Here is a 14,850-nt window from a genome sequence, read left to right as displayed (position 1 = left end):
CTCGATCGTGTTCGGAGTCAGCGGGTTCGGCGGGTACGGAAGACCCAGCCGCGCAGCAGCAGGAAGCGCAGCACGGTGGCGACCAGGTTGGCCGCGACCAGCACCACGAGCTCGAGCGCTCGATGCGGTTGGGGGATGAGCCCGTGCAGCAGGGCCAGCGATCCACTCGTCACGCCCAGTGCGACGGCGAAGACGAGCAGACCTTGGACGTGGTGGCGGACCATCGAGCCGCGCCCGGCCACCGCGAAGGTGAACCGTCGGTTGGCCGCGGTGTTGCCGACCGCCGTAACCAGCAGCGCCAGCAGATTGGCGGCCTGCGCGCCGAACGCCCCGCGGGTCAGCATGAACAGCGCCAGGTAGGCGACGGTGGACACGGCGCCGACCGCGCCGAACCTCACCACCTGTCGCAGCAGTGACGTCTTCGGCGCGCACATTCGAGACGAGCCCAGCTGTGCGGCAAGCAGATTCACCGGTATCGAGCCGTCGGCGAAGCCGCGAAGCAGTCGGCCGATACCCCTGAGGTCGGCTGCGGCGGTCGCCACGATGTCCACCCGGCTGTCCTCGTCGTCGATCCAGTCGACCGGCACCTCGTGGATGCGCAGGCCGCTGCGCTCGGCCAGCACCAGAAGTTCGGTGTCGAAGAACCACCCGGTGTCGGTGACGTAGGGCAGCAGCTCGTGGGCGACGTCGGCGCGGATGGCCTTGAAGCCGCATTGGGCGTCGGAGAACCGCGCCGACAGCGTCGACCTGAGCAGGAAGTTGTAGCAGCGCGAGATGATCTCGCGCTTGGCGCCGCGCACCACCCGGGCGCCGCGGTTCAGCCTGGTGCCGATCGCGAGATCGGAGTGGCCGGAGATGAGCGACGCCGTCAGCGGAGCCAGCGCCGCCAGATCCGTGGACAGGTCGACGTCCATGTAGGCGAGCACCTGTGCATCCGACGCCGACCACGCGGCGTGCAGCGCCCGGCCGCGGCCCTTCTCCTCCAGCCTTACGACACGGACGTCACCGAGTTCGGCGGCGAGGTCGGCAGCGATGCGCGGCGTCGCGTCGGTGCTCGCGTTGTCGGCGATGGTGATGCGCGCCGGGAACGGGAAGTCCTCGGACAGGTGGCGGTGCAGGCGACGGATCGAATCCGCCAGCGCCGCCTCCTCGTTGAACACCGGCACGACGACGTCGAGCACCGGCACGCCTGCGGCACGGGCGGCCAGCGCGGCGTTGGGTCTGCAGGCGAAGCGGCGGCGCCCGGCCCCGGCGGCGGCCGCCGCGGCGCGAGATCCGAGGGCGGTGTCTGTCATGACTCCATCGTCGGTTCGCCGGGTGTGTTCGATGTGGGCACAACCTGTGTGACTGCTATGAGTCGGGAGTCACCGCGCGACGGTGACCAGGCCTACGTCTGCGCGGAGCCGGGCAGCCGGACCACGAACCGGGTGCGGCCCGGTTCGCTGTCGAGTCCGATGGTGCCGCCGTGCGCACGGACCACGGCGGCGACGATCGCCAGACCCAGGCCGGTGCTGCCGCCGCGGCGCGAGCGGGACGAGTCGCCGCGCGCGAACCGCTCGAACACCTCGGGCTGCAGCCACTGCGGGATGCCGGGACCGTCGTCGAGCACGGTGAGCACCGCGTCGCCCGCCTCGACGGCCAGCGAGGCGGTCACCGACGTGCCCGGGGGCGTGTGGGTCCGGGCGTTCGCCAACAGGTTCACCAGCACCTGCTGCAGGCGTGCCTCGTCGCCGGTGACCAGCACCGGCTCGTCGGGCAGGTCGAGCGACCACCGGTGCTCGGGGCCGGCGACGTGGGCGTCGCTGACGGCGTCGACGGTCAAGCGCGACAGGTCCACCGGCTCACGCTCCAGCGGGCGGCCGTCGTCGAGGCGCGCCAGCAGCAGCATGTCCTCGACGAGGCGGGTCATCCGCTGCGTCTCGGACTCGACCCGGTTCATCGCGTGCGCGACGTCGTCGGGCAGTTCGCCGGACTTACGTTGTGCCAGTTCGGTGTAGCCGCGGATCGCGGCCAACGGGGTGCGCAGTTCGTGGCTCGCGTCAGCGACGAACTGCCGCACCCGGGTCTCGCTGGCGTGCCGCGCCGACAGCGCATCGAAGATCCGCTCGAGCATCCGGTTCAGCGAGGTGCCGAGCTGGCCGACCTCGGTGTGTGCGCCGGCGGGGTCGACCTCGACGATCGGGGTGGGCAGCCGCACCTCGCCGCGGTCGAGTTCCAGGTCGGCCACCTCGCGGGCGGCGGTCGACACCCTCGACAGCGGTGCGAGCTGGCGGCGGATGACGACGATGCCCACCGCCGCGCCCGCCCCGAGCGCCACCGCGCCGACGACGCCGAAGATCAGCAGCACCGACAGCACGGTGTCGTCGACCGCCGATGTCGGCAATCCGGCGACGATGACCTCTCGGGGACCGTGGGCGTGGCTCGCGATGACGCGGTAGCTGCCGAGCCCGTCGAGCTCGACGGTGGTCGGCGTCTGATTCGCCGGCACGTCGGCGAGCTGTGCGGCCGCGGCGGCACTGATCGGTGCAGGGGTGCCGTCGGCGGTGATCACCCCGGCGTCGAGCCGGTTGCGGCCGATCACGGCGCCGACCGTCCCGGCAGCCTGCCCGGGTGCGTTCAGGAAGGCGGGGCCGGGGCCGGAGTCGTCGCGGATCATGATTCGCCGCGGGAACGGCGGTGGCGGCGGGAATCCCGGCGGTGGCCGCATGTCCGGCGGTGGCCGCATGCCGGGCGGTGGCGGGAACCCCGGCGGCGGTGGCCCGAACAGGCCGACCGACCGCCGGCCGGCCTCGACCACCTGGGCGTCGAGCTGGTTGGACAGGAAGCGCTGCAACATGAAGACGGTGCCGAGCCCGACGACGGCGCATACCAACGCCAGCAGCACCACCTGGGTGATCAGCAGCCGGACCCGCAGCGACCAAGTGCGGGGAGACCAGATGCGGGTGCGGCCGTCGACGCCCGGGTCAGCGAGCGGGCTTGAGGACATAACCCGCGCCGCGCAGCGTGTGGATCATCGGCTCACGGCCGCTGTCGATCTTCTTGCGCAGGTAGGACACGTAGAGCTCGACGATGTTGGACCGGCCGCCGAAGTCGTAGCTCCACACCCGGTCGAGGATCTGCGCCTTGGACAGCACCCGCCGGGCGTTGCGCATCATGAAGCGCAGCAGCTCGAACTCCGTCGCGGTGAGTGTGATGACGTCGCCGCCGCGCGTCACCTCGTGGCTGTCCTCGTCGAGCACCAGATCGCCGACGACGATCTGCGCGCCGCCGGACTCACTGGCCACGCCGGTACGCCGGAGCAGCGCCCGCAGCCGGAGGACCACCTCCTCGAGGCTGAACGGCTTGGTGACGTAGTCGTCACCACCCGCGGTCAGCCCGGCGATGCGGTCCTCGACGGAGTCTTTGGCGGTGAGCAGCAACAGGGGCAGCCCCGGGGTCTGTTCGCGCAGCCGCTGCAACACGTCGAGCCCGCTCATGTCGGGCAGCATGACGTCGAGCACCACGACGTCGGGCGGGTTCTCGCGGGCCAGTCTGATCGCGGACGCGCCGTCCCCGGCGGTGGCGATGTCCCAGCCCTCGTAGCGCAGCGCCATCGTCACCAACTCGGCGAGGACCGGTTCGTCGTCGACCACCAGAACGCGGATCGGCTCGCCGTCGGCCCGGCGCATCACGACGCGTTCGGTGTCGCTCTTGTTCACCACGGACACCATTATCAGAGGTCCCCGTAGGCGAAGGCTGTGCGCTTTCTATGCGCGGGCTGTGAAACCGGGCGCTAGTTCTTGCCGACCGCGGGCGGTGCGCTGGACGGCGTCACGGCGGGGGCCTCCTCGGCAGGCTGGGTGGTCGTCGCCGACTCGGCGTCCACCGGGGCCGGCTGGGCGGCGCTCGTCGTGCTGAAGGCGACGGTCAGACCACCCATCGCGAGCAACGCACTGGTGCCCACGGCGGCGGACGCGAGTTTGATCCGATTCGACGGCATCGCTGGGTTCACTCCGTTCGGTCTGTCGGACAGTTCGCAAGGAGGCGGTGACCCCTCCGAGAGCGGGGTTAACCGATCGCGCCGGAGCCGAAACGCTGCCCAGTCGCTGCCTGCCCACCTCCGGTGGACGCGCCCGGAGCGCGGCCATCACGACCTGACCGGCCGGCCTCTTCTACCCTGTGCCCATGCAGCCGAAGGTCGAGGAGGGCATGCGCCGATGACGCGCTTCCTGGCGCGCCGGCTGCTCAACTACCTGATCCTGCTGGCCCTGGCGTCGTTGCTGACGTTCACGCTCACTTCGCTGACGTTCCAGCCGCTGGACAGCCTGCTGGAACGCAGCCCGCGCCCGCCGCAGTCCGTGATCGACGCCAAGGCCGCCGAACTGAACCTCGACAAGCCGATACCGGTCCGCTACGCCGACTGGGTGACCGGCGCGGTGACGGGCGATTTCGGTACCACGGTCACCGGCCAGCCCGTCGCCGAGGAACTGTGGCGCCGCGTCGGGGTGAGCCTGCGGCTGCTGATCGTCGGGTCGGTGCTTGGTGCGCTCATCGGCGTGGTGCTCGGTGCGTGGAGCGCGGTGCGCCAGTACCGGCTGTCCGACCGGGTGATCACCGTGGCGTCACTGCTGCTGCTCAGCGCGCCGACATTCGTGGTCGCCAACGTGCTGATCTTGGGCGCGCTGCGGGTGAACTCGGTACTCGGTGTGCAGCTGTTCGAGTACACCGGCGAGACGTCCGCCGACGCGGTCGGCGGCGGGTGGAACCAGCTCGTCGACCGAGTGCAGCACCTGGTCCTGCCGACGTTCACCCTCGCACTCGGCTTCGCCGCCAGCTACAGCCGCTATCAGCGCAACGCCATGCTCGACGTGCTCGGCCAGGATTTCATCCGCACCGCACGGGCCAAGGGCCTCACCCGCAGGCAGGCGCTGTTCAAGCACGGTCTGCGCACCGCCCTGATCCCGATGGCCACCCTCTTCGCGTACGGGATGAGCGGCGTGGTGACCGGCGCGGTGTTCATCGAGAAGATCTTCGGCTGGCACGGCATGGGCGAATGGGCGGTGCAGGGCATCGCGACCCAGGACACCAACATCATCGCCGCGGTGTCGGTGTTCACCGGCGCAGTGGTGCTGCTGGCCGGACTGCTCTCCGACGTCATCTACGCCGCGCTCGATCCGAGGGTGCGGGTGGCATGACCGAATCCGGCTTCTCGTCCACCCAGTCCGGCGTCGACGCCGGCTCCTTCGCGTCCCGCCGGACACTGGTGACCCGGCGGTTCCTGCGCAACCGGCTCGCGGTCCTCTCGCTGGTGGTGCTCGCGGCACTGTTCGTCGCCTGCTACGCGCTGCCGCCGCTGCTGCCCTACGACTACACCGAGCTGGACTACTACGCGCTGCAGCAACCGCCCAGTCCCGAGCACTGGTTCGGCACGAACGCGCTCGGCCAGGACCTGCTGGCGCTGACGCTGCGCGGGATGCAGAAGTCAATGCTGATCGGGGTGTGCGTGGCGTTCATCTCCACCCTGATCGCCGCGACGGTCGGCTCGATCGCCGGGTACTTCGGCGGTTTCCGCGATTCGGTGCTGATGTGGATCGTCGACCTGCTCCTCGTGGTTCCGAGCTTCGTGATCATCATGATCGTCACGCCGCGGCTCGATCCCGACGCGAGAGTGTTCTGGTTGATCGTGCTGTTCTCCGGGTTCAGCTGGATGATCAGCTCACGCATCGTGCGCAGCCTGACGATGAGCCTGCGGATGCGCGAGTTCGTCGTCGCCGCCCGCTACATGGGCGTGCGGACGCCGCGGATCATCATCCGCCACGTCCTGCCGAACGTGGCGTCCATCCTGATCATCGACACCGCGCTCAACGTCGGCGTCGCGATCCTGGCCGAGACCGGTCTGAGTTTCCTCGGCTTCGGTGTGCAGCCGCCCGACGTGTCTCTGGGCACGCTGATCGCCGACGGCACCAAGTCCGCAATCACGTTCCCATGGGTGTTCCTGTTCCCGGCGGCCGTGCTGGTGTTGATCGTGTTGTGCGCCAACGCCACCGGTGACGGCCTGCGCGACGCGCTGGACCCGGGCAGCCGGGCGCTGCGACGCGCGCGGCGGACCAGGGGCGGTGCCCGGTGAGCCCGCTGCTGGAGGTCACCGACCTGCACGTGTCCTTCCCCACCGAGGAGGCGTCGGTGCACGCCGTGCGCGGGCTGACCTACCGCGTGGAGCCCGGCGAGGTGCTGGCCGTCGTCGGCGAATCGGGCTCCGGCAAGTCGGCCGCGGCGATGGCCGTCGTCGGCTTGCTGCCCGAGTACGCCGAGGTCACCGGGTCGGTGCGGCTGCACGGCGAGGAACTCCTCGACCGCGACGACCGGGCCATGTCGGCCGTCCGCGGCGCCCGCATCGGCACCGTCTTCCAGGACCCGATGTCGGCGCTGACGCCGGTCTACACCGTCGGCGACCAGATCGCCGAGTCGCTGCGCATCCATCAGCGCGACCTCGGCCGGGCCGCGGCGCGCCGGAGGGCGGTCGAGCTGCTCGACCTCGTCGGTATCCGTCAGCCCGACCGGCGCGCCCGGTCCTTCCCGCACGAGCTGTCCGGCGGTGAACGGCAGCGGGTCGTCATCGCGATCGCCATCGCCAATGATCCCGACCTGCTGATCTGCGACGAGCCGACCACCGCGCTCGACGTCACCGTGCAGGCGCAGATCCTCGACGTGCTGCGCACCGCCCGCGACGTCACCGGCGCGGGCGTCATCGTCATCACCCACGACCTCGGGGTGGTGGCGGATTTCGCGGACCGGGCGCTCGTCATGTACGCCGGGCGGGCCGTCGAGGTGGCCGGCGTCGAAACCCTCTACTCAGACCGGCGAATGCCCTACACCGCAGGGCTGCTCGGGTCGGTTCCGCGCCTCGACGCGCGTCAGGGCACCCGGCTGGTGCCGATCCCCGGCGCGCCGCCCGCGCTGACGGCGCTGCCCCCGGGCTGCCCGTTCACCCCGCGCTGCCCCCTGGCCATCGACGACTGCAGCGCCGCCGAACCCGACCTGCTGCCCGTCGCGGCGGGCCACACCGCCGCCTGCATCCGCACCGAGCACGTCGCCGGTCGCAGCGCCGCCCAGTTGTACGGGGTGAGCACCCAACCCACCCGCGTCGCCGACGTGGAGACCGAGGACGACGTTGCCCTGCGTGTCCGGGATCTGACGCGCACCTACTCGCTCACCAAGGGTGTCGTGTTGCGCCGCAAGGTGGGCGAAGTGCGCGCCGTCGACGGCATCAGCTTCGACCTGCCCGCCGGGCGCACCCTCGGCATCGTGGGCGAGTCCGGGTCCGGCAAGTCGACGACGCTGCACGAGATCCTCGAACTCACCGCGCCGCAGGGCGGTTCTATCGAGGTGCTGGGTCACGACGTGGCCGCGGCGGGCAAGGCGACACGGCGCTCGCTGCGGCGCGAGCTGCAGGTGGTGTTCCAGGACCCCGTCGCCTCCCTCGACCCGAGGCTGCCGGTGTACGAGGTGCTCGCCGAACCCTTGTCGGCCAACGGTTTCGGTAAGGCGGACGTCGAGGACCGGGTGGCCGACCTGTTGACCACCGTCGGCATGCACCGCTCGGACGCCGCCCGGTTCCCCGCAGAGTTCTCCGGCGGCCAGAAGCAGCGGATCGGCATCGCCCGCGCCCTGGCGCTGCAACCGAAGATCCTGGCGCTCGACGAGCCGGTGTCGGCCCTCGACGTGTCGATCCAGGCCGGCATCATCAACCTGCTGCTCGACCTGCAGGAGCGGTTCGGGCTGTCCTACCTGTTCGTCTCGCACGACCTGTCGGTGGTGAAGCACCTGGCCCACCGGGTGGCCGTGATGCACCGCGGCGCCATCGTCGAACAGGGCGACGCCGACTCGGTGCTCGGCGACCCCCAACACGAGTACACCCGCGCGTTGCTGGCCGCGGTGCCCCGGCCGCCCGCGGAACTGCACGGCAACCGCTGATCGGCGTGACGCGCCGCTAGCATCGGTGCGATGACGCACACGTTCGGCGCCCGACGAGCCCTCGCCGCCGCGGCCGTACTGGTCCTCACCCTCGCCGGTTGCTCGAGCCGCGACGACGGGGCGCCGTCGCCGGGCGGCAACGCCGAACTCGGCACCACCAGCGACATCAACCCCCAGGACCCGGCGAGCCTGCGCGACGGGGGCAACCTGCGCCTCGCGCTCACCGGCTTCCCGCCGAACTTCAACACGCTGCACATCGACGGCAACCTCGGCGAACTCGGCGGACTGCTGCGCCCCACGATGCCGCGGGCGTTCATCATCGCCCCCGACGGGCAGACCACCGTCAACACCGACTACTTCACCAACGTCGAGCTCACGAGCACCGACCCGCAACAGGTCACCTACACAATCAACCCCAAGGCGACGTGGTCCGACGGGACGCCGATCACGTGGGAGGACATCGCTTCCCAGATCAACGCGACCGGCGGCAAGGACGAGCGGTTCCTCGTCGCGTCCCCGAACGGCACCGAGCGCGTCGAGTCGGTGACCAAGGGTGTCGACGACCGGCAGGCCGTGGTCACCTTCAAGGCGCACTACGCCGACTGGAAGGGATTCTTCGCCGGCAACACCATGCTCTACCCCAAGAGCACGACCGCCGATCCCGAGGCGTTCAACCGCGGCCAGCTCAACGGGCCGGGCCCGTCGGCCGGCCCGTTCATCGTCTCCACGGTGGACAAGGCCGCGCAGCGAATCGTGTTGACCCGCAACCCGAATTGGTGGGGCACGAAACCCCGGCTGGACTCCATCACGTTCACGGTGCTCGACGACGCGGCCCGGGTTCCCGCCCTGCAGAACAATGCGTTGGACGCGATGGGCCTGGCCACCCGCGACGAACTCGACACCGCCCGCAACACGGCGGGCATCACCATCCGGCGCGCCCCTGCCGCGAGCTGGTACCACTTCACCGTCAACGGCGCACCGGGCTCGATCCTGTCCGACCCGAGGCTGCGGCTCGCCGTCGCGAAGGGTATCGACCGGCAGGCCATCGCGACGGTGTCGCAGAACGGCCTCGTGAACGAGCCGCGCCCGCTGAACAACCACATCTACCTCGCCGGCCAAGAGGGCTACCAGGACAACAGTGCCGCGGTCGCCTTCGATCAGGACAGGGCCAGGGCCGAGCTCGACGCGCTGGGCTGGCGGCTGAACGGGCAGTTCCGGGAGAAGGACGGCAGACAACTGCGCATCCGCGACGTCTTCTACGACGCGTTGAGCACCCGGCAGATCGCCCAGGTGGCGCAGAACAACCTGGCGCAGATCGGCGTCAACCTGGAGCTGGTACCCGCCGCCGGAGGCCGGCTGTTCACCGAGTTCGTCACGCCCGGCAACTTCGATCTCGTGCAGTTCGCCTACGGCGGCGACGCCTTCCCGCTGTCGAGCCTGACCCAGATCTACTCGTCCACCGGCGAGGGAAACGTCGGCAAGATCAGCAGCCCCGAGATCGACGCGCAGATCGAGAAGACGCTGTCCGAGCTGGATCCCGCCACGGCCCGCGTCAACGCCAACGAGCTCGACAAGATGATCTTCGAGGCGGGGCACAGCCTGCCGCTGTTCCAGTCGGCGGGCAACGTCGCGGTCCGCAGCAACCTGGCGAACTACGGCCCGGCCGGGATCGGCGACCTCAACTACACCGCGATCGGGTTCATGCCGTAGCCCGTTCGGTTCCGCCTGATCCAAAGCAGTGCCGCCGCCGGGCGCCGTCGGTAGAACTGCGCCATGACCACCGTTGAGCGTCTCAACCCGCTGCTGCCCGACTCGCCGGAGTTCGCGATCCTGCTGGCACAGATCGCCGCGGGCGCGAAGGACCGCGACCTCGAGGACCAGAACCCGTTCGACCAGGTCGCCGCACTCAAGCGCGCCGGGTTCGGTGCCTTGCGTCTGCCCGTCGAGCTCGGTGGCGCGGGACTCACTGTGCCGGAACTGTTCTCGGTAATCATCGACGTGGCTCGCGCCGATCCGATCGTCGCCCACATCTTCCGGACCCACTTCTGGTTCGTCGAGGAGCGGCTTCGCGCGCTGCGCGCCGACCCGGCCGACGCGGTGTCGCGGCGATGGCTCGACGAGGTCGCCGCGGGCAAGGTGTTCGGCAACGCGTTCAGCGAGAAGGGCTCGCTCGCCGTGGGCAGCCTGGTGTTCAACACCCGCCTGACGCCGGATGGCGAGGGGTTCCGGCTCGACGGCGAGAAGTACTACAGCACAGGCACTCTGTTCTCCGATCACCTGACCGTGGCGACCACCACCGACCATGATTCGGTGGCCACCGTCGTGGTGCCCACCGACCGCGACGGGGTGACGCTGGTGGACGACTGGGACGGTTTCGGCCAGCGTCGTACCGGCACGGGCACCACCACGTTCACCGCGGTGGCGGTGTCCGCCGACGAGGTGCTCATCGACACGCCGTATGACGCCGAGCCGACGCCGACGGTGCAGTACGCGGCGCTGCAGCTCTACATCCACGCCGTCGTCGCAGGCGTGCTGGCCAACGTCGTCGACGACGGTGTGGCACTGCTGGAGTCGCGCGACCGCAACTTCAATCATGCGCTCGCCGAACGGCCGTCCGACGATCCACTGCTGCAGCGTCAGCTCGGCGAACTGGCCAGCACCGCATCCGTCGCGCGGGCAGCCGTGCTCGACGCCGCCACGGCGATCGGCGCCGCCGACGCGTCGGAGACCGGCGGCGTGCCCGACGCCCGGTTGGCGACCGAGGCGCAGCTGCGGGCCGCGAAGGTGAAGGTGCACCTGGATCAGGTCGCCCCCGAGGCCGCGACCCGGCTGCTCGAACTCGGCGGGGCCAGCGCCGCGAGCCGGCAGCGCAACCTCGACAGGCACTGGCGCAACATCCGCACCATCACCCTGCACAACCCGGTGGCGTACAAGGCCCGGGTGATCGGCCAGAACCTGTTGCACGGCACGCCGATTCCGGCCAACGCCTACTTCTGACCCCTCGCCCTCATGCGATTTCGGCGCACTTTCGTTCGGTGAGCGACGGTGAGCGCGCCGAAATCGCTGGAGAAAGGAGCACTCGTGACTCGTCAACTGCACCTCGGCGGATTCCAGATCGCGTCGCAGGTCACCCACTCGCACGCCGCGTGGCGACATCCGGCCAGCGACACCCGCTTCACCTCGCCGGAGTACTACCACCGCCTGGGCCGCATCCTGGAGCGCGGCAAGTTCGACTTCGTGTTCTTCGCCGACCTGCTGGCCGCGCCGGTGCGGTACGGCGACGGGATCGCCGAGCCGCTACGCCGGGGCACGCAGGCCACCGCGACGCTCGACCCGTCGATCGTGGCGGCCAGCATCGCCGCGGTCACCACGAAGCTCGGTGTCGCGATCACGAAGTCGGCCACGTACTTCCACCCCTATGAGCTGGCCCGCATCTTCGCCAGCCTCGATCACATCACCGGCGGCCGGGTGGCGTGGAACATCGTCACGTCGCTGACCCAGGGTGAGGCGCAGAACTTCGGCCGCGACGAGCACCTCGGCCATGAGTTCCGTTACGAGCGCGCCGACGAGTTCGTCCGCACGGCGCTGGAGTTGTGGGCGAGTTGGGAGCCCGACGCGCTGGTGCTCGACAAGGCCAGCGGTGTGTTCGCCGACCCGTCGCGGATCCGGCACGTCGACCACGACGGCGAGTTCTTCCGCACCCGCGGGCCGCTCAACGTCCCACACTCCCCGCAGGGCAGGCCGGTACTCATCCAGGCGGGCTCGTCGAACACCGGAAGGGACTTCGCCGCCCGGTGGGCCGAGGCGATCTTCGAGATCGACCCGACACCGGAGGGCAGGCGCGCCTACTACGACGACATCAAGTCGCGGGCATCGGATTACGGCCGAGACCCGGACCAGGTGCTGATCTTCCCGGCCTTCATCCCGTTCATCGGCGAGACCGAGTCGATCGCCCGCGAGAAGCAGGCGTTCCACAACGAGCTGGCCGACCCGGTGTCGGGCTTGATCACCCTCTCGGTGCACACCGACCACGACTTCTCGGTGTACGACCTCGACGCGCCGGTGGAGGACGTGCAGGTGTCCGGCACCCAGGGGCTGTTCGACACCGCCCGGCGGGTGGCCGACCGCGACAACCTGACGCTGCGCGACATCGGCGAGTGGTACGCCCAGGGCGTGCTACTCCCCCAGTTCGTGGGAACCGCGGAGCAGGTGGCCGACCAGATCGAGGAGTCCTTCCACGCCGGGGAGGCCGACGGCTTCATGGTGTCGGCGGCGCAGACACCGGGCACGTTCAACGACTTCGTCGACGCAGTGGTGCCGGAGTTGCAGCGGCGCGGGCTGTTCCGCACCGAATACACGGGCACCACGCTGCGCGACCACCTGGGTCTCGATCCCGCGACGTTCACCGCGGCGCAGCGGCTGAAGTCGGTCAGCTGACGTCGCCGAGCGACTTGTGGAGCCTGAGCCGCGCTGAGCGCGGCCAGGGCTCCACAAATCACAAACCGGCCAGCACCAGGTCGGCGGCCTTCTCGCCGATCACCACCGACGGCGCGTGGGTGTGCCCGCGGATGATCGCGGGCATCACCGAGGCGTCGGCGACCCGTAGTCCCTCGACACCTCGCACCCGCAGGTCGGGGTCGACGACGCTGCCCTCGTCGGTACCCATCCGGCAGGTGCCGACGGGGTGGTACAGCGTCTGGGAGGTCAAGCGCAGCGCCTCCTCGAGCGTCTCCTCGCGGGTGTCCTCGACGTCGAGCGGCCGCGCGACCCTGCCGAGCACGTCACGCATCGCGGGCGCCTTCGCGATGTCGGCGGTCATCCGCAGGCCGGCCATCATCGCGGCGCGGTCGCGGCCCTCCGGGTCGGACAGGTATCGCGGATCGATGACCGGCTTGGCGAACGGGTCGGCCGAGGCGAGGGTGACGGTTCCGCGGCTCTCCGGGCGCACGAGGATCGGGCCCATCACGACCGCATGCCCCTCGTAGGCGTCGCCCAGGCCTTCGTCGAAGAACGGTGCCGGGGCGAACAACAGCTCGAGGTCGGGCAGTTCGAGGTCGGGGCGGCTCCGCACGAAGCCGTACGCCTCGCCGACGTTCGACGTCAGCATGCCGCGGCGGCGCACCAGGTAGCGGACGAGTTCCAGCGGCTTCTCCGCAGTGAACAGGCTGTCGTGGCGGACCTCGAAGCCCATCGGCGTGCACAGGTGGTCGATGAGATTGCGACCCACCTCGGGGGCGTGGGCCACGACGTCGATGCCGTGCTCGGACAGCTGGTCGCGATCACCGATGCCGGACAGCATCAGCAGCTGCGGACTGTTGACCGCGCCCGCGCACAGCACGACCTCGCGCCGCGCACGGACCTCGTTGCGGCCGGAGCCCGACTGGTACTCGACGCCGACGGCCCGGCCGCCGTCCACCACCACCCGGGTGGCGTGTGCGCCCGTGACCACGGTGAGGTTCTTGCGGGAGGCCGCCGGTTTCAGGTAACCGTCGGCGGTACTCCACCGCGCGCCGCGGCGCTGGGTGACCAGCGTCTCGCAGAAACCCTCGGGTTGTGGCGCGTTCGGCTTCGCCAGCGAGTGGCCGCACTCCTGCACCGCGGTGAGGTAGGCCGCGGTGGAACTGCGCGGACTGCGCTGGCGGCAGACATGCAGCGGCCCGCCCTCGCCGCTGCAACCTCCCTCGACCTTTTGCGCTGCGTCGCTGGTGTTCTCGATGCGACGGAAATACTCGACGACGTGCGCGTAGTCCCACTGCGGGCCAGCGAGCTCACCCCACTCGTCGTAGTCGGCGGCGAATCCGCGGACCCACATCATCGCGTTCATCGACGACGAGCCGCCCAGCACCTTGCCGCGCGGCCAGTAGATGCGGCGGCCGCCCAGCTCCGGTTGCGGCTCGGTGGAGTAGTCCCAGTCCATCTCGCTGCGGAACAGCTTCGAGAACGCCGCCGGGATGTGGACGAACTTGTCCTTATCCGGCGGGCCGGCCTCCAGCACCACCACCTCGACACCGGGATCAGCGCTCAGGCGATTGGCCACGACGGCGCCGGCCGAGCCGGTTCCGATGACGACATAGTCGGCTTCCATCGGGCGAAGTCTAGAGTCCCGCGCCGCCGCCGTCGGGACCTTCGAGAGGACTCAGGGCACCAGCTCGATGTGGTGGGCGCCGCCGATGGCGGCGTAGCGCTGCGGGTCGCAGGTCAGCACGATGACCTGGCCGTCGCCGCCCACCACGTCGAACACCGCGCCCATCTTGACCAGCCGGTCGCGGTCGGTGAAGCCGAGCGCATCGTCGATGAGCAGCGGGACGCCGTCCTCCTTGGCGACCAGCACCGCGCCGGCCAGCCTCGCCACGATGCCCAGCTGTTCGCGGGCGCCGCCGGACAGCGACTCGTAGGGCACCGTGCGGCCGGCGAGCGTGCGACTGCAGATGCGCAGGTCGCTGTCCACCTCGACCTCGAAGCTGTCCCCGAACACGATGCGGCCGAGGCGTTCCACCTGATCGCGGAACGGGTCGACGTAGCGCGACCGGGTGGCGTCGCGGTGGCGCGCCATCACCGTCCGCAGCAGTTGCGCCGCCCGGGCCCGCCGGTGCACCCGCAGGTACTCCCGCTCGGCGTGCTGGCGTTCGGCCTCCGCCGCGTCCAGGCTGCCCCGGCGGCCCTCGGTGCCGTACACCTTCAGCTGCGTGCTGACCTCTCGCAGTTCCTCGGCCAGCGCGTCGTGCCGGCGGCCGAGCGCATCGGCACCGCGGGTGGCGTCGGCCAACGCGGCCTCGACGGCATCGGGGGCGCTGCGCTCCAGTTCGGCCCGGACCTCGGCGGCCCGTGCGGCGGCAGCCCGGGCCGCATCGCCGTCCGCCTCGGCCGCCGCGGCCAGGGGGTCGTCGGCCGCCTGCG

Annotated in this window: 12 protein-coding genes; 6 read left to right on the top strand and 6 right to left on the bottom strand. The window is 70.4% G+C overall.

Annotated elements, in window-relative coordinates:
* Nucleotides 1-17: 17 nt before the first annotated feature.
* From H7I41_RS10185 to H7I41_RS10170, 4 genes are all read right to left on the bottom strand, one after another.
* Nucleotides 18-1,295 carry a bifunctional glycosyltransferase family 2/GtrA family protein gene (locus H7I41_RS10185; protein WP_264012458.1) on the bottom strand — a complete coding sequence of 426 codons (1,278 nt, stop codon included), beginning with the start codon at nucleotides 1,293-1,295 and terminating at the stop codon, nucleotides 18-20.
* Nucleotides 1,296-1,387: 92 nt separating this feature from the next.
* Nucleotides 1,388-2,986 carry a sensor histidine kinase gene (locus H7I41_RS10180; protein WP_264012457.1) on the bottom strand — a complete coding sequence of 533 codons (1,599 nt, stop codon included), beginning with the start codon at nucleotides 2,984-2,986 and terminating at the stop codon, nucleotides 1,388-1,390.
* Nucleotides 2,964-3,668 (bottom strand): response regulator transcription factor, encoded by a 705-nt coding sequence (locus H7I41_RS10175; protein ID WP_264012476.1) that lies wholly within the window; start codon nucleotides 3,666-3,668, stop codon nucleotides 2,964-2,966. Before H7I41_RS10175 ends, H7I41_RS10180 begins: the two co-directional genes overlap by 23 nt.
* Before the next feature lie 104 nt (nucleotides 3,669-3,772).
* Nucleotides 3,773-3,979, bottom strand: coding sequence for a hypothetical protein (locus H7I41_RS10170; protein ID WP_264012456.1), 207 nt, complete (start codon nucleotides 3,977-3,979; stop codon nucleotides 3,773-3,775).
* 217 nt (nucleotides 3,980-4,196) lie between these two features.
* Between H7I41_RS10170 and H7I41_RS10165 the strand changes: the two genes are divergently transcribed.
* The 6 genes from H7I41_RS10165 to H7I41_RS10140 all read left to right on the top strand — a co-directional run bounded on the left by H7I41_RS10165 (nucleotide 4,197) and on the right by H7I41_RS10140 (nucleotide 12,390).
* Nucleotides 4,197-5,174, top strand: coding sequence for an oligopeptide ABC transporter permease OppB (locus H7I41_RS10165; RefSeq protein WP_264012455.1), 978 nt, complete (start codon nucleotides 4,197-4,199; stop codon nucleotides 5,172-5,174).
* Entirely contained in the window at nucleotides 5,171-6,106 is a 936-nt protein-coding gene (locus H7I41_RS10160; protein WP_264012454.1) for an oligopeptide ABC transporter permease OppC, read from the top strand. Before H7I41_RS10165 ends, H7I41_RS10160 begins: the two co-directional genes overlap by 4 nt.
* On the top strand, nucleotides 6,103-7,953 hold the full coding sequence (locus tag H7I41_RS10155) for an oligopeptide ABC transporter ATP-binding protein OppD (protein WP_264012453.1): 1,851 nt from the start codon (nucleotides 6,103-6,105) through the stop codon (nucleotides 7,951-7,953). The genes H7I41_RS10160 and H7I41_RS10155 overlap by 4 nt, the downstream gene beginning before the upstream one ends.
* A gap of 30 nt (nucleotides 7,954-7,983) precedes the next feature.
* A complete protein-coding gene (locus H7I41_RS10150) occupies nucleotides 7,984-9,663 on the top strand; it encodes an oligopeptide ABC transporter substrate-binding protein OppA (RefSeq protein ID WP_264012452.1) in 1,680 nt (559 codons plus the stop codon).
* Nucleotides 9,664-9,726: 63 nt separating this feature from the next.
* Nucleotides 9,727-10,950 (top strand): acyl-CoA dehydrogenase family protein, encoded by a 1,224-nt coding sequence (locus tag H7I41_RS10145; RefSeq protein WP_264012451.1) that lies wholly within the window; start codon nucleotides 9,727-9,729, stop codon nucleotides 10,948-10,950.
* Nucleotides 10,951-11,034: 84 nt separating this feature from the next.
* The gene (locus H7I41_RS10140) at nucleotides 11,035-12,390 is read left to right on the top strand and encodes an LLM class flavin-dependent oxidoreductase (protein ID WP_264012450.1); all 1,356 of its coding nucleotides are present in this window, start codon (nucleotides 11,035-11,037) and stop codon (nucleotides 12,388-12,390) included.
* A 58-nt stretch (nucleotides 12,391-12,448) separates the two neighbouring features.
* Here H7I41_RS10140 and H7I41_RS10135 read toward each other — a convergent pair whose 3' ends face one another.
* Entirely contained in the window at nucleotides 12,449-14,038 is a 1,590-nt protein-coding gene (locus tag H7I41_RS10135; RefSeq protein WP_264012449.1) for a GMC family oxidoreductase, read from the bottom strand.
* Nucleotides 14,039-14,089: 51 nt separating this feature from the next.
* The coding region (locus H7I41_RS10130) for an ATP-binding protein (RefSeq protein ID WP_372503720.1) at nucleotides 14,090-14,850 on the bottom strand (761 nt) is incomplete at its 5' end.

Origin of the sequence: [Mycobacterium] manitobense, from assembly GCF_025821665.1 — a bacterium.
Classification (GTDB): Bacteria; Actinomycetota; Actinomycetes; order Mycobacteriales; family Mycobacteriaceae; genus Mycobacterium; species Mycobacterium arseniciresistens.
This window is presented reverse-complemented; position numbering and strand designations above follow the sequence as displayed.